21 protein-coding genes and 1 riboswitch are annotated in these 20269 nt (G+C 56.9%); of the genes, 13 read left to right on the forward strand and 8 right to left on the reverse strand.

The features are described 5' to 3' along the window. Positions 1 to 93 precede the first annotated feature (93 nt). From AABO57_23830 to AABO57_23885, 12 genes are all read left to right on the forward strand, one after another. On the forward strand, positions 94 to 1431 hold the full coding sequence (locus AABO57_23830) for a serine hydrolase (protein ID MEK6288759.1): 1338 nt from the start codon (positions 94 to 96) through the stop codon (positions 1429 to 1431). A 111-nt stretch (positions 1432 to 1542) separates the two neighbouring features. Further along, positions 1543 to 1941, forward strand: a complete 399-nt coding sequence (locus AABO57_23835; GenBank protein MEK6288760.1) for a hypothetical protein — start codon at positions 1543 to 1545, stop codon at positions 1939 to 1941. A gap of 63 nt (positions 1942 to 2004) precedes the next feature. Next, entirely contained in the window at positions 2005 to 2847 is an 843-nt protein-coding gene (locus tag AABO57_23840) for a restriction endonuclease (protein ID MEK6288761.1), read from the forward strand. A gap of 272 nt (positions 2848 to 3119) precedes the next feature. Then, the gene (locus tag AABO57_23845) at positions 3120 to 4535 is read left to right on the forward strand and encodes a PQQ-binding-like beta-propeller repeat protein (GenBank protein MEK6288762.1); all 1416 of its coding nucleotides are present in this window, start codon (positions 3120 to 3122) and stop codon (positions 4533 to 4535) included. A 413-nt stretch (positions 4536 to 4948) separates the two neighbouring features. Beyond that, a complete protein-coding gene (locus AABO57_23850; protein MEK6288763.1) occupies positions 4949 to 5335 on the forward strand; it encodes a VOC family protein in 387 nt (128 codons plus the stop codon). Positions 5336 to 5433: 98 nt separating this feature from the next. Continuing rightward, entirely contained in the window at positions 5434 to 5793 is a 360-nt protein-coding gene (locus AABO57_23855) for a hypothetical protein (GenBank protein ID MEK6288764.1), read from the forward strand. 13 nt (positions 5794 to 5806) lie between these two features. Beyond that, positions 5807 to 6214, forward strand: coding sequence for a hypothetical protein (locus AABO57_23860; GenBank protein ID MEK6288765.1), 408 nt, complete (start codon positions 5807 to 5809; stop codon positions 6212 to 6214). 10 nt (positions 6215 to 6224) lie between these two features. Further along, positions 6225 to 6347, forward strand: a complete 123-nt coding sequence (locus AABO57_23865) for a hypothetical protein (protein MEK6288766.1) — start codon at positions 6225 to 6227, stop codon at positions 6345 to 6347. Positions 6348 to 6850: 503 nt separating this feature from the next. Next, positions 6851 to 7249, forward strand: a complete 399-nt coding sequence (locus AABO57_23870) for a DUF1801 domain-containing protein (protein MEK6288767.1) — start codon at positions 6851 to 6853, stop codon at positions 7247 to 7249. Between the two features lie 867 nt (positions 7250 to 8116). Further along, positions 8117 to 8341: a BrnT family toxin gene (locus tag AABO57_23875; protein MEK6288768.1), complete on the forward strand. Its 225-nt coding sequence runs from the start codon at positions 8117 to 8119 to the stop codon at positions 8339 to 8341. Positions 8342 to 8354: 13 nt separating this feature from the next. After that, positions 8355 to 8642: a BrnA antitoxin family protein gene (locus AABO57_23880; protein MEK6288769.1), complete on the forward strand. Its 288-nt coding sequence runs from the start codon at positions 8355 to 8357 to the stop codon at positions 8640 to 8642. Between the two features lie 137 nt (positions 8643 to 8779). Beyond that, positions 8780 to 9094, forward strand: coding sequence for a DUF3303 family protein (locus AABO57_23885; protein MEK6288770.1), 315 nt, complete (start codon positions 8780 to 8782; stop codon positions 9092 to 9094). Positions 9095 to 9606: 512 nt separating this feature from the next. On the opposite strand, the gene panC is transcribed toward AABO57_23885, so the two are convergent. Continuing rightward, positions 9607 to 10551, reverse strand: a complete 945-nt coding sequence (gene panC, locus AABO57_23890) for a pantoate--beta-alanine ligase (GenBank protein MEK6288771.1) — start codon at positions 10549 to 10551, stop codon at positions 9607 to 9609. 618 nt (positions 10552 to 11169) lie between these two features. Between panC and AABO57_23895 the strand changes: the two genes are divergently transcribed. After that, the gene (locus tag AABO57_23895) at positions 11170 to 12072 is read left to right on the forward strand and encodes a Fe-S cluster assembly protein HesB (GenBank protein ID MEK6288772.1); all 903 of its coding nucleotides are present in this window, start codon (positions 11170 to 11172) and stop codon (positions 12070 to 12072) included. Between the two features lie 11 nt (positions 12073 to 12083). Here AABO57_23895 and nth read toward each other — a convergent pair whose 3' ends face one another. From nth to AABO57_23930, 7 genes are all read right to left on the reverse strand, one after another. Beyond that, a complete protein-coding gene (gene nth / locus AABO57_23900) occupies positions 12084 to 12743 on the reverse strand; it encodes an endonuclease III (protein MEK6288773.1) in 660 nt (219 codons plus the stop codon). A 191-nt stretch (positions 12744 to 12934) separates the two neighbouring features. Further along, the gene (locus AABO57_23905; GenBank protein MEK6288774.1) at positions 12935 to 14824 is read right to left on the reverse strand and encodes an ATP-binding cassette domain-containing protein; all 1890 of its coding nucleotides are present in this window, start codon (positions 14822 to 14824) and stop codon (positions 12935 to 12937) included. A gap of 87 nt (positions 14825 to 14911) precedes the next feature. Then, positions 14912 to 16486, reverse strand: coding sequence for a porin (locus AABO57_23910; protein ID MEK6288775.1), 1575 nt, complete (start codon positions 16484 to 16486; stop codon positions 14912 to 14914). 56 nt (positions 16487 to 16542) lie between these two features. After that, entirely contained in the window at positions 16543 to 17481 is a 939-nt protein-coding gene (locus AABO57_23915) for a sulfate ABC transporter permease subunit (GenBank protein ID MEK6288776.1), read from the reverse strand. Position 17482: 1 nt separating this feature from the next. Beyond that, positions 17483 to 18352 (reverse strand): sulfate ABC transporter permease subunit CysT, encoded by an 870-nt coding sequence (gene cysT / locus AABO57_23920; protein ID MEK6288777.1) that lies wholly within the window; start codon positions 18350 to 18352, stop codon positions 17483 to 17485. Continuing rightward, a complete protein-coding gene (locus AABO57_23925) occupies positions 18349 to 19416 on the reverse strand; it encodes a sulfate ABC transporter substrate-binding protein (GenBank protein ID MEK6288778.1) in 1068 nt (355 codons plus the stop codon). Before AABO57_23925 ends, cysT begins: the two co-directional genes overlap by 4 nt. Positions 19417 to 19565: 149 nt before the next feature. Continuing rightward, positions 19566 to 19752: riboswitch (cyclic di-AMP (ydaO/yuaA leader) on the reverse strand. Between the two features lie 101 nt (positions 19753 to 19853). Then, positions 19854 to 20249, reverse strand: a complete 396-nt coding sequence (locus AABO57_23930) for a hypothetical protein (GenBank protein ID MEK6288779.1) — start codon at positions 20247 to 20249, stop codon at positions 19854 to 19856. Positions 20250 to 20269: the final 20 nt, after the last annotated feature.

Consider the following 20269-nt stretch of genomic DNA (forward strand, 5'->3'; position numbering starts at 1 on the left):
TGGGCGTGGTGTTAAAGAAGATCGCAGGCGGAACGTTACTATTGCGTTGGCTAGTAGAAACAAAACTCAACTAAACAGGGATGGAGGAAAACCATGCACGGCAAACGTACTCCCTTTTTCGCGCTCGTCTTATTGTTCACCGCGACGGTCGCTGCGCGCGCAGACAAAATAGACGACTACGTCAAAGCCGAGATGCAGAGACAGCATATTCCCGGCACATCGATCGCTGTCCTAAAGGACGGGAAGATCATCAAGGCGGAGGGCTACGGCCTGGCAAATGTTGAACTGAATGTTCCTGCCAGACCAGAAACCGTTTACAAAATCGGTTCCGTTAGCAAGCAACTAATCGCCACAGGAATCATGATCCTGATTCAGGACGGCAAGTTGAGCCTCGATGACAAAATCAGCAAGTTTCTTGAAGGCACACCCGATACCTGGAAAGAGATTACCGTCCGACATCTGTTGACCCACACATCGGGACTCGTCCGCGAGGCGCCAGGCTTCGATCCGCTCAAAATCCAAAATGACGCTGACGTAATAAAGACTGCCTACCCATTGCCGCTCCGGTTTGCGCCGGGGGAGAAGTGGGAATATTGCAATGTCGGGTACTTTTCACTGGCCGAGATCATTCGAAAAGTTACCGGCATGCCGTGGGGCGACTACTTGAACGAGCGTCTTTATTCGCCGCTCGAAATGAACGCCACACGCACGACCACCATGACCGCGCTGGTTCAGAACCGCGCAAACGGATATGTCTGGACGGATGGCAAGCTGCAAAACGCCGGCGTCTACTTCGCGTTGCGCCCAAGCGGGGCATTTCTTTCCACCGTTCTTGACCTGGCGAAGTGGGATGCTGCGCTCTACACCGACCGAATTCTCAAGCAGTCTACCCTCAGCCAGGTGTGGATGCCGGTCAAATTGAACAGCGGCGCAACTCATCCTTACGGCTTCGGCTGGGAACTAAGCAGCGTGGCGGGCCACAAGCTGGTGCACCATGGCGGTTCGCTTCCGGGTTTTCGCGCCCAAATCGCGCGATTCGTGGACGATAAACTGACCGTAGTTGTCCTGACGAATGGCGACAATGCAAACCCGAATTCCATCGCGCTCGGCATCGCGGCGTTTTATATACCTGGTTTAATACCGGAGCGCACGGTCGCAAGAATAGACCCCAAAATCCTTGATGCCTACACCGGGCAATATCAGCATCCATCGGTGGTCTTCGCGGTCACCCGCGAAGGCGACAAGTTACGGTTGCAACAAGGGTCGAACTCGGAAAAACAAGATCTGCTGCCGGAAAGCGCAACCAACTTTTTCATGAACGAGAATCGACGCCTCACCTACAGCTTCGTCAAAGATGAAAAAGGAGAAGTCGCCTATCTGGTAGTTCAGCTTGAAGGCCGTGAAACGGGGAGGGCGAAGAAAATCAAATAGGCCGCGCCTAGACTCCGGAGTGCATCGGAGCGCGCGGGCCGGTGTTCGCTATAGTGCGAGTGCAACGCCGCGCGCTCGCTGACGCCTGACGTTAGGCAACTGAGAGGCGCTATGGGCTATGATCTCTTCATAACTCGAGCGGAGTTTTGGCCAGAAAACGAAGGTCGAGAGATAACTGCGGAAGAATGGGTGAAGCTTGTTGAAGCTGACCAGGAGTTGAAGTTGGCTGGATACAATGGACCCTATTTTGCCTTGTGGGATGGACCCTCGAAGTATCCGGAGGCATGGTTAGATTGGGACAACGGGAACATCTACAGCAAGAACCCAGATAAGGCTATTGTCGCTAAAATGATTCAAATAGCAGGTAGGTTGGGCGCAAGAGTGCAGGGGCAGGACGGGGAGATCTATCTTGATACGTCTCAGGTGAGCGACCCCGACGATCCCCTACCTCCAATCGAAATAGAGAGAAGTGGGCAGCGATGGTGGAGGCGCATGTTTCGCGCCCGCTGACGCGTGGCGTTAGGTTTCACAGAATGTCCGATGGCGAAACGTAAGAACAAGTTTGCGAGATGGATGGGTCCGGTGCTCGATGCGCTGCGGGAACTCGGCGGTTCCGGCAAGCCGCGCGAGGTACTTGACCTCGTTGCAGATCGCCACGGGCTCTCCGACGCCAATCTTGAGGCTACTCTGAAGTCGGGCCAGACGCGGTTCTATAACCAAGTTCACTGGGCACGCCAATACCTGGTCTGGGAAGGCCTCGTTGATGGCTCGACTCACGGGGTGTGGTCCTTGACCTCCACCGGCTTCGAGACTTCGCTCGACGACGAGGCGGCGCACCGGCTAGCTCTCAAGTGGGGCAAGATTCACGCCGCAGCCAAGCGAAAGAGCGACGATGCCGACGAGGAAGACGCTCCCGTGCCCGCTGCGGAGGTCGTCGCCGACCAGGACAATCGGTATCTCCTGCTCGAGATCCTCAAGAAGGTGACCCCTCAAGGGTTCGAGAGCATCTGCGGTCGCCTGCTTCGGGAGTCGGGTTTCGAGAAAGTAACCGTCACCGGGCGGTCCAAAGATGAGGGTATTGATGGCATCGGAATTCTGCAGGTCAATCCCTTTGTGAGTTTCAAGGTCCTCTTCCAGTGCAAGCGATACAAGGGTTCAGTGTCCAGGGCTCAGGTCGGTGACTTTCGAAATGCAATGATCGGCCGCGCTGACAAGGGCATCATCATCATCACCACCGGCACGTTCACGGCGGATGCGCGTCGCGAGGCCGACCGGGATGGTGCTCCTCCGGTCGAACTCGTCGATGGCGACAAGCTCGTCGAGATGTTCGAGCGTGTTGGGCTCGGCCTGAAACCACGCACGGTGTATGAACTTGACCGTGCGTTCTTCGCGAACTACCTGCCAAGTGAAACCTAACTTGCTTATCCAGCGGAGCGCGCGCACCGATAGTTCGTCCTCGGCCCTTGACGCCGTCGCGCGCGCCCGCTGATCGTCAGCGTTAGGTCCTCGCGAAGATCAGTTGAGCCAATCGGCGTAAAGTAGTAAGTTTGCCGTATGCAAAAAATTGAAATTCAATTGTCAGAACTAACAGCAGTCAAGCTCCTTGGGGAGTAGTGTCCAGATTTTCGCTCTTGCCAGGTTCCGAAGAAGCCAGCAACCCGCTTGACGTATCAGGAGGCCCTATTTTTATGAAGCGCTCATTTGTTTTCGTTGTGTCCTGTCTGCTGTTGATCGTCACCGTTGACCGCGCCGACGCGCAGTGGGCGCGGTTTCGCGGGCCAAACGGGTCTGGTGTCGATTTGTCGGTCGGGTATCCCGTCGAGTTTTCGCCTACCAAGAACGTGGCGTGGAAGGCGTCGGTGCCCTACGGGCAGTCGTCACCGATCGTAGTGGGCACCCGGCTCTACGGCACCGCCAGCGAAGGCGACCGGTTGATCACGTTCTGCCTGGACACGCGGACCGGCCGGGAACTATGGCGCCGGGAAGTCCGGCGAGAGCGAGTGCAGGCCGCATACAAAGCCAATGATCCGGCATCGCCAACCCCAGCGGCCGACGAGAGCGGGGTCGTGGCCTTCTTCCCTGAATTTGGATTGGTGTCGTACAACAACGACGGGCAAGTGCGTTGGACCTCCCGCCTCGGCCCCTTTAAGAACTTCTACGGAATGGCAGGTTCGCCAATCATCGAAGGGGGCACGGTCGTGCTGGTATGCGACCAGCAGGCGGGGTCCTTTGTCATTGCGCTCGACCGCTCGACCGGGCGTCTGCGATGGAAGACCGGCCGGCCAGGCATGATGATTGGGTGGTCGACGCCCATGGTCTTTCGACCGGACGCGACGCGCGCGGACTTGATCGTGCTCGGCTCGACGCGTCTCGACGCCTACGATCTCGCGTCCGGCGCGCAGCGCTGGTGGCTGCCGGTGGCGTCCGGTGGCGCAATGGGCACGCCGTTGGCGCACGGTGACACCCTGATGATCACCACCCTTGGCAGCAATGAGCCGTCGATGCCGACCTTCGCCGCGGTGCTGTCGCAATACGACAAGGACAAGGACGGGCGCCTGTCATTGCAAGAGTTTCGCGGTGATGCGGACCTTGGGGAGCACTTCGGCTGGATCGATGAGAACGACGACAAGTTCATCGTCGCCCAGGAATGGAACAAGACGCGGGCGTATGACGTGGGCGAGTGGGGGACGATCGCCGTTCGCCCGGGCAGCGCGCGGGGCCAGCTCGAGCCGGGCGCGATTCGCTGGCGCCTTAAGAAGAACATCCCGTACATTCCGGCGCCGCTGCTGTACCAGGGCGTGTATTACATGGTGAAAACCGGCGGCATCATCACCTCGCTTGATCCCGCGACAGGCCGCATCCTGAAGGAGGGCCGGAGCCCCGGCGCGCTGGGCGAGTACTATGCGTCACCGGTTGCCGCGGACGGTAAGGTGTTCCTCGCGAATACCGAAGGCAAGATCACCGTTCTCAAAGCTGGTGCGGAGTGGGAGGTGCTCGCCGTCAACGAAATGGACGACGAGGTCAATGCAACGCCCGCCCTGAGCGATGGACGGGTCTACGTGCGGACGCACAGCGCATTGTACTGCTTCAGCACCTCGCGTTAGCCGAGCCGCCGCGATAAGTCACTAGCCCTGCGTATGGCGGCACCTAACAATGGCGTGAACCGGAGCCGCCGAAGCGGATTTCTTATGGTTCTTTGGCGCGTTACACGGCGGCCCGGTTACGCCTGACGTTAGGCGTCGCAAAGACCCATGCCGCCCGGCTCTTCGACAAGCTCTCGGCGCGGCGCCGGACGCAGGCCGTGCAGCTCGCGAAGGAGGCGGGACTCATCCCCTGAAAGGGTGATTTCCACGGTTTCGCTGCAGAATCATCCTTTCGGGTGACGCGGGAACCAAGGCGGAAGGCCTAGGCTGACGGGCGAGAGGATTCGAACAATGAAGAAAATCGCCGCAGAACGAAATAGGTTTCAGAGATCAGACGCAGTACGCTCCAACTTGGCCGCACTTCGGAGGCTCAAATGAAGAGAGTCACAGGTATCGGAGGAATCTTCTTCAACGCGAACGACCCTGTCGCACTGCGAGCTTGGTACAAGCAGCACCTGGGAATCGACGTCCAGGAATGGGGAGGCACCGCGTTCACCTGGACCGATGCAGCGGGCAATCCGACAAAGGGAACGACCGTGTGGTCCATCGGCGCCGCTGATGGTGAGCACTTCGCACCAAGCAAGTCGACCTTCATGGTCAACTATCGCGTCGAAGACTTGGCCGCTGTACTTCAGGCGCTTCGGGACGAAGGATGTAACGTCCTGGAGAAGACAGACGATTCCGAGTACGGGAAGTTCGGTTGGGTCATGGACCCAGAGGGCAACAAGGTCGAACTTTGGCAGCCACCTCCGGGACAGTGAGTTCCATGCCTGAAATCCAAATGCCGACGCCTAACCCTTACATGCACCGGACTCGCCTTCGGCGAGCCGGTGATGTAAAACGTTAGGCGTACAAGGCTGTGACATGCGAGTTCCTGGCAATTCTGATCGGCGGTGGCGCCCTCACTATTCCGTTGTCGATCTGGGCGCTCAGCAAGCTGAAGGGGAGAGCCGACCAACGCGCGGCCGGTGCTCCGGACACTTCACTGGAGCGATTCGCTCGGGCACACCCGAACTTGCGAGTCGATATTCCCGGAATCGTGATGACTGGCTCGCTCAATCTGCACGTATCGAACATCGATGAGCTTTGGGGCAGCCTGAAAGATAAAGCTGAAGTAATGTTCCCACCGCAGGACATGGCCTATCGGATGCGTGAGTTTGGGATAAAGGACCCAAACGGTTACGCGCTGATTCTTGGTGAAGACATTTCAAAGAAATAAATAGGGGAAATCTATGGTACGAATCGTTTTGGGCGTCATTGCCGGATTTTTTGCTTGGTCGATAGTTTGGGTCGGAAGCGAGAAGGTTCTTTCGGCCATTTGGCCGGAGTGGTACGGCGCTCATCAACTCGCGTTCGAAGCGGCCGTTGCCAATGGCGGTCAGTTCACAGCGGACACGACGCTTCTTCTCATGCATATTGTCCTCGGTTCAATAGTCTCGGTGATGTCCGGATTTCTGGCCGCGCTGATCGCCGGTGAAAACAAACGCGCGCCGCTAGTCCTCGGCTTTCTGCTGGTGGCCTTTGGTTTACTGAAGGTGGTTCTGTCCTGGCCGTATGTTCCCATTTGGTATCACGTTATCTTTACGGCGCTTCTAATTCCAATGACGATTATGGGCGGTAAACTGAAAACCACCACTTAGGAAAAAAGAAATGAGAATCATACTTGCAGGCATCGCGGGCGGTATCGCGATGTTTATCTGGAGCTTTTGTTCCCATACTGTTCTGCCGCTCGGCGAAGTAGGCGTCAGAATGCTGCCGAACGAACCCCGCTGATGGCGGCGCTCAGGCCTCCTAATTCATGTTAGGCGTCTGAAGGTTACAGGTTGAGCGGAAAGGGTAAACGATGTCAGGACACGGGCGGCACGCGCGGCTTATTTTGTAGACGCCTTGCCCGCCCACTCGTAAGGGGTTTTAAGCTAGCAGGGGTTTTAAGCTAGCGGTGGCAAGGCGGGCCAGGCTACGGTGCGGCACGCGCAACCTGAAGTTCTTGGTACACGCTGCCGCGCGGCTGAGTTAGTCAGGTCAGGCGGGATGAGTTACCCTGCCGAGGCTGCTACCCAAATACAGACACCTAACACCCATTCAACCGGAGCCGCGCCAACGGAGGCTTCGCTTGACCCCAAGACTCCAGGCGCGGCCCGGTTAATGATGCCGTTAGGCGCTAAAACCCGCTTTATGAAAAAAAACTATTACACCTGTTTCCTACAACCTAACGTAGTGTTATCGGACGTTGGAAACGTGGGCAATGCGGCCTATCCCCAACGAAAGGTAGGAAGATGAAGAGTCAACCAAAGGCAGCAGGCAAGGCGGCCTCCAAACTAATCAGCGAAAGGATTGCCGAGTTGGGGGACTGGAGAGGCGATACACTAGCAAGGATGCGCGCCCTCATCAGGGAGGCCGACCCTGATGTTGTGGAAGAGTGGAAGTGGATGGGGACCCCGATATGGTCCCATGACGGGGGCATCTGCACGGGAGAGTCGTACAAGTCGATAGTGAAGCTGACCTTCTTTAAGGGCGCTTCCTTGAAAGATCCTGCCAAGCTCTTCAACTCGAGCCTTGACGGGAACGCAAGGCGCGCCATCGACATTCACGAGGGTGAGGAGATTGACGCGAATGCGTTCAAGGCGCTCATCCGCGCGGCCGTCGCTCTCAATACTTCTGGCGGAAAGAAATGAACTCCCCAAAATTCAATTCAGTTGAGGAATATTTAGCCTCACTGGACCCTACGAAAGAAAGGACCCTCAGGTCCGTAATTGATTTGATTCTTACCCAATTTCCGGAACTAGAGTCCAAAATTTCCTGGAACGTACCTACCATCCACCGGAATGGGAAGTATGTAGTTGGCGTTTGTGCCTACAAGCATCATCTAACATTTTCACCCTGGAGTTCTCGTGTAATTGAAGACTTTAAGGTGAGGTTGGGGAAGTTTGTGGTATTGAAGAACTGCTTTCAGGTCCCTGTCGATTGGGAAATCGATAGAGAATTAGTGAAGGATTTGGTCCGGGCCAGACTAGCCGAGCTGGATTAGTCTCCCTCGAGTTTTTTAGATCCACGCTAGCATTGTCTGCGTTCTTTTTTTACGTGGTGAACATCCTCGCCTTCGTCAACCAACCTCCTTGGCACATCAAGGCAGTCATCATCGCTGTTTTCAGTATTCCGGCGGTTGTATTCCTTCTGCTCGGAGCTTTCTTCCGAGGCTTCAGTCACACGCGACGCGATACAGGCATTGTCTTGCTGAGTGCTTCAGCCCTTTCTGCGCTCGCGATGCTTTCGTTCTTCTGCGTTTGGGCGTCTCCCGACATGGCAAGGTATTTTTCCGCAGACATATTTCATTTCTTTAGCGACACTGTATCTGGCATTGTTTGCCTCAGCTTTTATGTCCTCATTGGATTTGGCTTACTATTCATTCCCCACCAAAGCGCCTAACCATGCGATGCAGCTAACAGGCTCCGCCTGTAGCTGATCTTGTTCTCGTTATGCCACCTGCGCCCGCAAAAGGCTCGGAGTTGACGTACCTACGCGGTGTAGCTACACTCGTTCGCGTGCGATTCGAATGGGACGAGAGGAAGCGGCAGTCGAACCTTGAAAAGCACGGCGTCGACTTCGCTGACCTCGATCCTATTTTTGCGGGTGACACGGTGACGGTTTTGGATGACCGCTTTGACTACGGCGAGCATCGCTTCGTTACGTTTGCGTTGCTCCAAGGCGTCGTCCTGGCCATCGCCCACACTGAAACTGACGAGGTGATCCGATATATCTCGGCATGACGAGCGACGAGCTATGAGGAAGAAGGCTACTACAAAGAAATTGGGCAGTGATTTCAAGCGGTTGTCAGCCATGACTGATGACGAGATCGATACTCGCGACATTCCGCAGGTAACGCCGGAACAGTTCGCACGAGCGATTGTGCGACGCGGTCTTGAGTCGGTTCCACCCAAGGCGCAGTTGACAATACGGGTCGATCTCGAAGTGCTGGATTGGTTCCGCAAGCAGGGGCGAGGCTACCAGACTCGGATCAATGCGCTATTGCGAGCGTACATGGAAGCTCACAAGAAAGACGTGGCCTAACTCCCAGGGTGGACCGAAGCGCGCGACCGAGTGTTGACATGAACCTTGAATGTTACACGCGCGCTCGGTCACCCGAACGTTAGCCCGTCCAAACAGCAGTCGTTCGGAGGATTTCAACTCAATCGAGGAGGATGCCAATGAAGTACATGATCAGCTGGTTCGAACGCCCGCAAGGTTCGCCTGCGGAGTACGAGAATGCCCAGAAGCGGATACTCGAGGTGTTCGGTCAATGGAAGGCGCCCGCCGGATTCAAGATCGAGCTGTTCGTAGTGCGAGTGGGCGAGTGGGGTGGGCACGTGTTAGTGGACTGCGACGATCCGTTGGCCGTTCACAAGTTCTGCTCGACGTACCCGGCTTTCGAATTCCAGGCGCGCCCCGTGATTGCCGTCGAAGACGCAGTCCGGGTCGAACTCGAAGCCATCGCCTGGCGCGACGGGCTGAAGCGCAGCTGACATCCGACAAGATCTCATCGGACAGGCCGCAATGCGTTCGCGAGCCAGCCTGTGTGCCGGCATGCGTATGGTGCTTCTTTAGCACGCCGTGCCGGGTGACGTGGAGCATTGAAGGCGGCGATGAGTTCGAGTACGAGAACGTGATAACCACACAATTCGCGTCTGCCGAGCGACGGCCGCGGGCTAACAACTAGCGGTTGCATCGGAGCCCGCGCCGCTGAGACAGTCCGTTTCATTCAGGGCCGTGGCGCGGGCCCCGGTGAACCTGATCGTTAGACCCGCTGAAATGCGGCGGTGATTAGGATGATATGATTGAGAAGACATTCAAACATGCGTCGGCATCAGAAGCTGGTGATTACTATCAAGTCTCTTTTGATGACGGCGATGACTATGAAGCCAAGGACATCGGCGGCCGATATTTCCTAATCCAACAGTTTGAATTCCCCGATGATGGCACTCCATGCTGCACCTCGATCAACCTAATCGGAAGTTGTGCCGTCCCACTTAACCAGCTACAGCTCGCCATTCAACACGATGTTGTCAGTCAGCCGCGTCGCGCCGATGTACCCGGCCAGCGACACCAGCGTGGGAGAGACGGCAGAAATCGTATCCACTGGATCCAGTCGTTCAGTATCCGTGATCCCAACGTAGTCGATGCGAGCGAGCGGCTCAGCTTCGATCATCGACCGCATTGAAGCAACCAGTCGCGCAGCATCCCGCTCGCCTCCATTGCAAAGTGATTGGCAGCGCTCCAGCGCACGGCGCAGCACGATCGCGGCCTTTCGTTCTTCGGTAGACAGATTAACGTTCATCGGTGACAGCGCTAGCCCGTCCTCTTCCCTCACCGTAGGGCAAACAACTATCTCAACATCCATTGCAAGCTCTCGGACCATTCGCTTCACGATGACGACCTGTTGGGCGTCTTTGCGTCCAAAGAATGCGAAATGAGGGTGGACGATGTTGAGCAGCTTGTTCACCACAGTCGTGGCCTCGCGAAAATGACCGGGCAGGCGTGCCCCCTCGAGCTTTTCACTCAGCCCTTCGACTGTCACGAAAGTTGAAAAGCCTTGCGCAAACATGTCCTCCGCGGCAGCCGCGAAGATAAGATCGACTCCGCGAGTAAAGGCCAACTCAGCATCGCGGGCGAGATCCACACGGGGTTCCTCCGAGCCTTCATCCGAGCCTTCATCAGATCGGGGGTCAAGACAGATCGAAACAATCACCGCTTCACACAACTCTCGCGCCCGGCTCATAAGCGATAGATGCCCTTCGTGAAGCGCGCCTCTGGTAGGCACGAGGCCGATGCGCGTTCCTTTGCTTCGCAGCTCGCGACTGGTGGACACCATTCTGGGAATCCGATTTATTATTTCCATAAGAACTTGTGAGCCGATTGACGCGTCGGGAGTAATACCTGTGCGATCGATGATCTGGATGCCGCTGAGTGATCCTGCTGGCAAACTTTCCAGCGATGATCGCGGCGACTTAGCCGTCGCTGCTTGATTATATTGGATTGGGTTTTGTTTGCAAATTTCCGGTACATCGATCTCATACTCTGGGGGTGATTAGGAGTGGAACGACCAGAAAAGTGTCTTGCGCGAATCCCACCCACTGGCAGTCGGTGGAAAGCCGCATGGATACCATCGGGCTTTAGCCGATGGAGCTTCAACTTCAGCCTAACAAGACGTGCGTGCCCCAGATACCATCGGGCTTTAGCCGATGGAGCTTCAACTTCAGCCTAACGTACCAGGAAGAGAAGCACATTCCTTCCATCTGTAACGGCTGAAATTGAAACTCCATCGGCTAAAGCCCGATGGTATCCTGGAGCCGCAAGTCGTCTGTTAGGCTAAAGCTGAAACTCCATCGGCTAAAGCACGATGGTATCCCCTCGAATCCGCATCGTCTGCCGCCTTGGTTCCAGGAGCTGAAACTCCATCGGCTAAAGCACGATGGTATCCAGCCAGGCATCTTCAGTGACGCGTGTTAGAATCAGGCGCCCGGAGAGTCAGGCGCCTGGATGTTGCCCACTCAAGAAACCGGAAGACTGATGTAGGACAACGAGCGACTGGTCACTCTTTATGAAACTCTCGATCCCCATTCCTCTCACCTTCAACTTCAAACGCACCGCGATCAGTCACGGCTGGTATGACCTGCCGCCCTTCGAGCTAGACAAGAGCAACTGGACGCTCTCAAGAGTCATCGATCTCGGCAAAGCCCGGCCCCTCACCGTCGCAATCTCCGAAGGCCGTCGAGCCGTCAAGGTCAACCTCGGGCGCAGCGTTGGACTGCGCGCGATTGAAAAGATCACTCGCGACGTGAGGCACATGCTCAGGCTCGACGACGATATGACGCGCTTCTACGACGCGGTAGCACGCGATCCTGATTTTTCGTGGATCGCAAACTCCGGCGCCGGGCGAATGCTTAGAGCGCCTACCGTGTTTGAAGACCTGGTGAAGATGATCTGTACGACCAACTGTTCCTGGGCGCTCACCGACAAGATGATCAATGGACTTGTCGCCGCGCTGGGTCGCGAGTCAAACGACGGCCGCCGCGCGTTTCCAACGCCGGAAGCGATGGCTTCGGCGACTGAAGCGTTCTACCGCGAAGAAGTTCGAGCGGGCTATCGAGCGCCTTACTTGAAGGAACTTGCCGAGCGCGTGGTGGGCGGAGACATAGACGCTGAGAGTTGGCTGACAAGCGAGCTGGCCACGGCCGAGCTGAAGCGCGAGATAAAGCGCGTCAAAGGCGTAGGCGATTATGCCGCGGAGAACATCTTGAAACTTGTGGGCCGTTACGACGGTCTCGCGCTCGATTCATGGGTTCGAGGCAAGTTCGCTCGCATTCGCAACGGCGCGCGCAAAACTTCAGACCAAAAGATCGAGCGATACTACTCGCGATTCGATGAATGGCGCGGGCTGGCCCTGTGGTGTGATATGACTCGCGACTGGTTGGAAGACGACGAGCGTCCGCTGAAGTGGTGACGTAGCGCATCTCAAGCAGGCTCTTTGCCGGTCTTCAGCCGAGAGGAAGGGCAGTACTTTTCTAAAACGCATTTCTCGCACAGGGGCTTGCGGGCTTTGCATATTTGCCGCCCGTGATAGATCAGCAGGTGCGAGAAATCAATCCAGTCTTTCTTTGGGACAATCTCCACAAGGTCGCGCTCGATCTTCTCAGGCTGCTTATTTGTGGTGAGGCCGAGCCGCTGTGACAACCGCGATACGTGAGTGTCGACAACGATGCCGCTCGCGATTCCGAATGCGTTCCCGAGCACCACGTTCGCCGTCTTGCGAGCCACACCCGGAAGCTCCAGGAGTTCTTCAATCGTTTCGGGGACCCGGTCGCCCTTCTCGCTCAGGACCCTGCAAACGCCCTGAATCGATTTCGTCTTGTTGCGAAAGAACCCGGTGGTGCGAACGTCGTCCTGAAGCTCGCTGGTGGGAACCTTCAAGTAGTCGGCACACGAGCGGTACTTCCTGAACAGATCGGCGGTGACGATGTTGACGCGCAGATCGGTGCATTGAGCCGAGAGTATCGTTGCGATCAACAGCTCGAGCGGATTGCTGTGGTTCAAGCTGCACTTCGCGTCGGGATATGCCTTCTTGAGACGCGAGATGATCTTGCGTGCGTGCTCTTTCTCTTGCTTGCTCGCCAATCTTTGACCTCGCGGTTTGCGCTATCGAGCTATCGATCAAACGGGTACGAAATCGGTGCGAATCCGTCAACCCCGTGTGATCGGTGGTCTATGAGTTCGTAATAATCGCATTGCCAGCGCCGCATAGACCACGGATGACACTGATTCGGCCGATTTGCGCGGATACCTCCATCATTAGTGAAGCGCATGCATCAAACCCTGTCGGGCGGGACAACGAGTACGTGGCGTTGTACCGTCGCCACCACTTGAAGCATCACGTCGTTGAGTTTGAAACGACTTCGAGAGCCCGGGCCATGAGCGCCGATGACTATCAGATCATGATCTCCCGCCGCGGCCTCGGCCAGTATTCCGGCAATGGGAGTCGCCGCGCTCCTGATTCGCACTTCGCATTCAACATCGATTGCCTTTAGCGTCGCCGCCGCGCGATCCAGGTGACTGCGCGCGAGCGGAGTCACTTCCCCCGATTCCCTTGCTACGTACAGCAACGTGACCTTTGCTCCCACGCGTCGCGCCAATCGTCCGCCCACACGGACATCGCTCTTGCCGGGCTCGCCTGCCGCCGTGCAAATCAATACGCGATCGAGACGGGTCCGCTCTCCCTTCGCGATGAGCACTGGAATATCCGCGTGCCGCAGCACGGTCATCAAGGTTTCACCTAGCTGCCGCGCCATCGCTCTGGCTTCGAGCACAGGGATTCGCGAAGGCCGCGACCGCGCGCGAGCCGTCATCACCAACATTTCGTAAAGCGATGCAGCTTGCTCGGCAGCGATCTGTTCCGCTGCATTCCCGAAGCGGACGCGCAGCGCGGCTTCAGCCAATGACTCGGCTTTCACCCGCTCGGTGAGCTTCGCTCGCAAGGCCTCGGCTTTGTCCGGGTCCTCCGCTACGGCCAATACCGTTATCGAACCTCGCAATCGCTCGGCGAGCAAGCGGGTGATCGCAAGCGGCGCCGTCGAGCCTTCACCCGGATCGCACGCGAGCAAGTGCGCGTCGGGTTGATCCAGAATCGTCCACGCCCGCACGCCAACCCACACTTCCTTTCCGTTGACCTGAACCTCGGATGGCAAGGTCGCATCGATCAGCAAACACTCTTCGCCGAACGGCGGCGGTGGAGCAAGCTGCCGCGTTCCGGCGGGCCTGGGCAATCTCACTCGCACGCGGCGCAACGGTCCGGCAAAACTTTCTTCGATGATCGTCCCTTTCCCTACCACGGGCGCCTCTGGAGGCGAAACATCCGAGTCGAGGACCACCTGCTCCGGGCGGAAAAGCAACTGCACGCGCGCGCCTTCGTCGTGTGGGCTCTCGACAGGTATAGGCAGGGTGAGAGAGCCGAATCGCGCTTGTCCCTGTTCAGCTCGACCGACCAGCACCGTTCCTGCGCCGAGGAACGTGGCCGCGAACAAAGACCGTGGACGCGCATATAAAGCTTCGCTCGCGCCGACCTCGAGCAGCCGGCCGCGTTCGAGCACTCCGATGCGGTCGGCCAGCTCGAATGCTTCTTCCTGGTCGTGGGTGACGAGAATGGTTGCCACGCCGAGCCGCTGTTGAATCTCCTTCAGGCTGCGTCTTAGCTGCGAACGAATCTTGACGTCCAACGCGCCGAACGGTTCGTCCAGCAACAGCACATTCGGTTCATAAACCAGCGCGCGGGCAAGCGCGACGCGCTGTTGTTGGCCCCCCGAGAGCTGATGCGCATAGCGGCCGCCCATTCCTGCGAGCCCAACCAGCTCCAGCAACTGCTCTCGACGCCGAGTGCGCTCCTCCCTTGGCGTCTTTCGGATTCGCAGTCCAAACTCGATGTTCTCTGCAACGGTCATGTGACGGAAGATCGAGTAGTTTTGAAAGACGAATCCGGCGCCCCGCTTCTGCGGCGGCAAATGAGTTACATCCGTTCCGTGCAGCAATATCCTTCCGCTGGTGGGCTGGTTCAAGCCTGCGATCATTCGCAACACCGTGCTCTTGCCGCTCCCGCTCGACCCGAGCAGCACGAACAACTCCTTATCCGCCACTTCCAGCGAGACGTTGTCGACCACCCACTGATTACCGTAGCGCTTCGATATTTCTTCAAGAACAATTGACATCGAAATCCTGGAAAACGATTAAGGCTGAATGATGAACGATGAAGCCATCATTCAATTCAGCCTTCACTATTCATACTTCAGCATCGCTCAAAACGCCACTTGAACGCGGCTGAGAACGACGAAAAAGTTTCTATCGCCGGGTTTGGGCGAGCGCGCCGGATCTTTGAATCGCTCAAAACCGATGTCGAGCATGTATCGCACGTAGCGGTTCATATACCAGTTCGGGCCGAAGTAAAACGACTCTGCGCGATTCGACTTCGCCGTGCTGTCAGCGATCTGAAGGTTGGCATATCGGAACTTCAACTCCCACGCGCCAAAACGGTGCAAGCCTTTTCCGTCGCTGAACAGGTTATGCTTTGGCGTAAGCGTTCCGGCTTCGGGTTTATCTTCGCCGGTCAGCATGTAAGTGAACTGCGCCGTATACCCTTTAGCGACGACGCCCGGAAGGTTTCGGCCGGCGACGCCGAGGTTGTCACGGCGCTGATTCGTTTGATCATACTCGGCGCGGATAACTGCGGGTCCGAGCAGCCAGGTCATCTCGCCGTTTGCCCGAATGTATTTTCCATTGATCGTATCGGGAGTGAAGAAGCTGAAGCTCCGGCTTTCGGTTTGCCCTCGCACACTTGTGCCTCCCAGGCTGCGACCTTGAGTAAACGCGCCGCCAAAGATGAATCCTTTGCTGATGAAACCCTTCCCGTTTCTCCAGGGAGCGAATCGCAAACGAATCGCGGTTTCGGGAGTTCCGTTGTTATTATTCGCGAGCAGCCCTTTGCCGTTGAAGGCGCCGATATAGTACTCGAACTCCCCAGTTTGGATGATCTCGTCTTTCGTCCAGTTTAGAGTACCCCAAGCCATCAAGCCGGGACTACGACTTGGCACGAGGTTATTCACCATCGAACGCTCGACGAAATCCTGAAAGCTGTCGGTTCTAATCTCCTCCTGGCTGATGGGCACCCGGAATTGCCCGAAGCGAAGTTGAAACTCATCGATGCGATGAATGTTCACATAGAAGTCTCGCAGCAAAGTGCCGCTCGTGTCGGCGAAGTCGCCTTCGAGTTTGAAATCGAAGTAGCGCGCTACTTTGCCTTCCGCCGCTAATCGGGCGCGCCGGATCAGAAAAGTGTTAGGAGGATGATCGCCCGATTGATAAGCGCGGCCATCGAGTTGCGCGTATCCTCCAATATAAGTCTCGAAGCTGCTGTCAGCGCTGCGCAGAAAGGCATGATTCCTATCCCACCCTGCAACGACTGCCGGCTTATCTTGAGCCTTCGCCTGGCTCGCGGCAGGCGCATCCTTGGGCGCCTGGCCGGCTTGGAGCGATGCGGTGCGAAGGTCCGCGGATACGCCGACAGTTCCATCGAGTCCCGTTGAGGACACCGCCGCTGCCGCTCGCGCTTTACCGTCCGTTTCGTCGAGGCGCTTTTGAATAGTCGCCAGCGCGCGCTGCTGCTGTTCAATGAGCGCTTGAAGCTGTTTCACTTGTGATTTCAACTGCTCCATTTCTGACGCCCCGCTCGTGTCGCTTTGCTGTTCCGGCTTTTGATTCGAAACTGCCGGCGCTTCTGACTTGTTCGCTTGCGCCTGCGCTGAAGCCAGCGGGACAAGCAGCGCGAAGATCGCGAGGAGCAGATGAAAGAGGGATGGCTTTCTATCGAAGTTCATAAGGCTCTCCTTGTTTCCATGAATGGGTTCTCGGCGCAGTCGTTGAGGACCAAGGCTTAAAGGATGCGTGTATGTTCGGTTCGCTTCTTGAGAAACTCGATCCCCATCAAGATGACGAACGATATCGCCGCCAGCAGCACCGCCATTGCGTTCGCGCCGACGTAGTTGCGGTCATCAAGCGATCGGTAGATGAAAAGAGTGGACGTTTCGGTCAAGCGGCTCACGCCGCCGCTTACAACCAGGACCGCGCCGATCTCGCCGACCGCGCGCGCAAAGGTGAGCGACACACCATAGAGCAATCCCCAGCGTATCGCCGGCACGGTGACATGCCAGAAGGTCTGCAGCCGGCTCGCACCGATGGTTAATGCCGCGTCTTCTTGATCGAGACTGACCTGGCTCAAGACCGGCGCGACTTCGCGTATCACGAACGGCAAAGATATGAAGATCGTCGCAAGCAGAATCCCGGGCAAAGCAAAGACTACCTTGATTCCGAGCGCGTCCGTTAAAGGGGTAAGCCATCCGGTCCTGCCAAACAAAAGTATCAACATGAAGCCGGCTACTACCGGCGAGACCGCGAACGGCATGTCAACGAGCCCGTTGAGAATCCGCCGGCCCCAGAACTGGTCGCGCACCAATACCCACGCGATGCAAAGTCCAAACAACGTGTTGATGACGGTCGCGCCGACGGCCATCATCAGAGTCAGCTTGAGGGAACTGAGCGCATCGACCGAGGTCAACTCGCGCCAAAACGCGCCAGCACCTTCCCCGAAAGCGCCCGAGATAATCGCCACCAGCGGAGCTACCAGCAACCCCGCGGCATACAACACGACAATCGCGATCAGCGCTACCTCGATGATCCTCGCGCGCGCGAAACCGAGAGCGTTATTGCCGGAAGCCCCTTCACCGCCAAGCCGCTGAGAACGCGGAGGCGGCGCCGAGCTTTTCGTCTGCGTAGCCTCTTTGTCTATTGTGCCTCTGCGGTGAAGGCTGTTCATATCAACCCGAGACATGACTTTCCTTGTTGCGGCCCTGAAGCCACTCGACAGTCACAATCAAAGTGAATGAGAGCACCAGCAGAAGGATTGACATCGCGCTGGCTCCGCGCTGGTTCTGCGACTCGATTTGCCCGAACACGTACACCGGCGCGGTGAGCGTGACTCCGGGAATATTCCCCGCGACTACGACGACCGAGCCAAACTCGCCGAGCGCTCGCGCGAAGCACAACAATGACCCTGTGATGATGGACGGTGCAATCGTCGGTAACACCACCCGCAGGAACGTCGTCCACTTTGACGCGCCGAGCGTGTAGGCTGCTTCTTCTTGTCCTTTTTCCAACTCCATCAACACGGGTTGCACGGCGCGAATGACAAACGGATAAGTGATGACCAGTAGCGCGAGCACTATTCCGGGGGTCGCGAAGATGACCTGAATGCCGTGCGCATTGAGCCACGCACCGACCGTGCGCTGCGGGCCGTAAAGCGCGACCAGCATCACTCCGGTCACTAGAGTTGGAATCGCAAACGGCATGTCGATGATTGCGTTGAGCAGGCCTTTTCCGGGAAACGGAAACCGAACCAGCACGTAAGCGGTGAGCGTGCCCATCACCGAGTTGATGATCGTGATGATAGCTGCAGTCATCAGCGTCAATTTTAGCGCGGCAAAAGCCGTGGCGTTTGTCACGTCGCCCCAAAACGCTGTAAGCCCGCCGGCGAACCCGTTCTGAACGATCGCAGTCAGAGGCAGCACTACCATGAAGCCGAGATAGACAAAAGCTGTGGCCCTCAGCCCCCACTTTCCCCAGGGCAATAGAGCGCGAGCCGAAGCGGCCGGCCTGGGAGTATTGAGATTTGCTTGCGCGCTACTCATCGCGACTTCTGAAGCTCCTCGGTGACCTTCGAATAGACGCCTTGCGGTCCGTATATCTCGTCGATCACTCTTGTCCACCCGCCCAGATAGTCTATTTTCCAAAGATCTTGGACAGCCGGGAATTGAGCACTGACTTCTTGAGCAACGGTTTGATCGACGGGCCTCAAGCCAAATTTTGCGTACGCACGCTGCGCCTCCGGCGTCCAAAGGAATTGAACAAAAGCTTCGGCGACTTCGCGCGCGCCGTGATTATCGACATTCTTGTCAACGAGCGCGACCGGGTTCTCGATCAAAATAACCGAATGTGGGACCACATAGTCGTAGGTCTGCCCCGCCTGTCGCCCAACGAGGACCTCGTTCTCGTATGTGATCGCAGCGTCGCCGATGCCCTTCTCGAAGTTGGTGATTGACTCGCGCGCGCCTTTATCCATGATCGAAACGTTTCGAAGAATGCTCTTGAGGAACTCGGATGCAGCAGCCTTGTCGTCCTTGGCAACCCCCGTGAAGCCTCGGAGCGCCGCGCCGTAAATGGCATTGATGTTCCATTGTGCGCCCCCTGATGTTTTCGGATCGGGAGTCAGCACGTTCAGACCCGGTTGAGCGAGGTCCTGCCAGTCTCTTATGCCTTTCGGATTCCCCTGACGCACAGCGATGACAACAATCGAGCTGCTGATCATTCCGTGATTAGGCTTCGCTTTCCAGTCGTGGGTAATGAGACCGGCTTCGGCGATCTTATCTATGTCGCCTTCGAGCGAGAGCGCGGCGATGTCGGCTTCAAACCCGCCGATGATCGCGCGAGACTGGGCGCCACTGGCCTGGTAGGATTCCTGGAACTCAACATCTTGCCCGGTCTTGTCCTTCCAGTATTTTTGGAACGCGGGAATGACAGCTTTGCCATATGCCTCGCGCGGCGTCGTATAGCCGCCGAGAATCAGCGTGACCTTGTTGCCGCCCTTGCCCGACGGGCTTCCGCACCCCTGAAGCGCGCTTATGATGAAAAGCACCGTGAATGAGGTGACTAATGCCACGCATACACCTCTCCGTTTGCTTGCTCTAGTGTTCATAGAAGGCTATCTCCTCTAAGGTTAAGAGTAGACCTCGCTCGTCCACCGAACGAAAATGCTCTTTAACTTTTACAGAGGGAATTAGCCGCGCGAGGTGCAGATCATGAACGGTGCGAGGCGCCCTCGCTCCGTATGATTCGTCGCGGCGTAATGCCCTTCCTTTTAGCCTACGAGGTTAGCTGACGGGCTCGGACTGGAAGTGTCCTACGAGATCCGCGGCTAAAGCCGCGTTGCTCGATGCGCCCCGTGCCCAGCTCCTGGCTGGGCTTTGGTTCCCCCGCGTTGCTCGTCTCGCGCTAACAAAAACGCCGCGAGCAACCTCGGCAGACATACTGTGAACGAGGAGATAGTAACCAGAGGAAGAGAGCATTGTCAAAAGCGGATTCTATATGACGGCGCGTCTCGTTGGCGGGTCAAGTCTTAAAAAGTCCGGTCGCTCAAGCAAGCCTAAGCTGGATGCCTAACTTGTCGCAAATCGCTCTCACGCTCTCTATGCGCTTGCGGGACGGGTGCTTGAAATCGATAGCCCGATCCGTTGCCGGCCTTCTCGCGCCGGCAGGCGCATCGCCCATCCAAAACACCTCTCCGCCTCTTGGAATCTTTTTGAGTTCAGCTTCAAGCGCTTCGATCCCTATGCGCTCCGCGCCCCGGGATGTGATTTCTCCATAGGTTTTCGCGCGGTTGGTCCCGACGAAAAGCGAATAATGCCATTTGCCTTTGACCTTCCAACTGTAGAGCTCATAACCCTTCATTGACTGCTGAGGAACTTGACCATAAGCGGTCAGCGACATTAGCAGTGTCACGAAGCCGGCCATCAATTGCCTCCGAAGCATCCTCTCTCCTTATCACTCCC

This window comes from Acidobacteriota bacterium, assembly GCA_038040445.1.
In the GTDB taxonomy this organism is placed as follows: Bacteria; Acidobacteriota; Blastocatellia; order UBA7656; family UBA7656; genus Onstottus_A; species Onstottus_A frigus.

Excerpts from the sequence above, each read along its gene's own strand:
- AABO57_23830 (MEK6288759.1), top strand. The coding sequence starts at position 94 with ATGCACGGCAAACGTACTCCCTTTTTCGCGCTCGTCTTATTGTTCACC.
- AABO57_23835 (MEK6288760.1), top strand. The coding sequence starts at position 1,543 with ATGGGCTATGATCTCTTCATAACTCGAGCGGAGTTTTGGCCAGAAAAC.
- AABO57_23840 (MEK6288761.1), top strand. The coding sequence starts at position 2,005 with ATGGGTCCGGTGCTCGATGCGCTGCGGGAACTCGGCGGTTCCGGCAAG.
- AABO57_23845 (MEK6288762.1), top strand. The coding sequence starts at position 3,120 with ATGAAGCGCTCATTTGTTTTCGTTGTGTCCTGTCTGCTGTTGATCGTC.
- AABO57_23850 (MEK6288763.1), top strand. The coding sequence starts at position 4,949 with ATGAAGAGAGTCACAGGTATCGGAGGAATCTTCTTCAACGCGAACGAC.
- AABO57_23860 (MEK6288765.1), top strand. The coding sequence starts at position 5,807 with ATGGTACGAATCGTTTTGGGCGTCATTGCCGGATTTTTTGCTTGGTCG.
- AABO57_23865 (MEK6288766.1), top strand. The coding sequence starts at position 6,225 with ATGAGAATCATACTTGCAGGCATCGCGGGCGGTATCGCGATGTTTATC.
- AABO57_23870 (MEK6288767.1), top strand. The coding sequence starts at position 6,851 with ATGAAGAGTCAACCAAAGGCAGCAGGCAAGGCGGCCTCCAAACTAATC.
- AABO57_23880 (MEK6288769.1), top strand. The coding sequence starts at position 8,355 with ATGAGGAAGAAGGCTACTACAAAGAAATTGGGCAGTGATTTCAAGCGG.
- AABO57_23885 (MEK6288770.1), top strand. The coding sequence starts at position 8,780 with ATGAAGTACATGATCAGCTGGTTCGAACGCCCGCAAGGTTCGCCTGCG.
- AABO57_23895 (MEK6288772.1), top strand. The coding sequence starts at position 11,170 with ATGAAACTCTCGATCCCCATTCCTCTCACCTTCAACTTCAAACGCACC.
- AABO57_23905 (MEK6288774.1), bottom strand. The coding sequence starts at position 14,824 with ATGTCAATTGTTCTTGAAGAAATATCGAAGCGCTACGGTAATCAGTGG.
- AABO57_23910 (MEK6288775.1), bottom strand. The coding sequence starts at position 16,486 with ATGAACTTCGATAGAAAGCCATCCCTCTTTCATCTGCTCCTCGCGATC.
- AABO57_23915 (MEK6288776.1), bottom strand. The coding sequence starts at position 17,481 with ATGAACAGCCTTCACCGCAGAGGCACAATAGACAAAGAGGCTACGCAG.
- cysT (MEK6288777.1), bottom strand. The coding sequence starts at position 18,352 with ATGAGTAGCGCGCAAGCAAATCTCAATACTCCCAGGCCGGCCGCTTCG.
- AABO57_23925 (MEK6288778.1), bottom strand. The coding sequence starts at position 19,416 with ATGAACACTAGAGCAAGCAAACGGAGAGGTGTATGCGTGGCATTAGTC.
- AABO57_23930 (MEK6288779.1), bottom strand. The coding sequence starts at position 20,249 with ATGCTTCGGAGGCAATTGATGGCCGGCTTCGTGACACTGCTAATGTCG.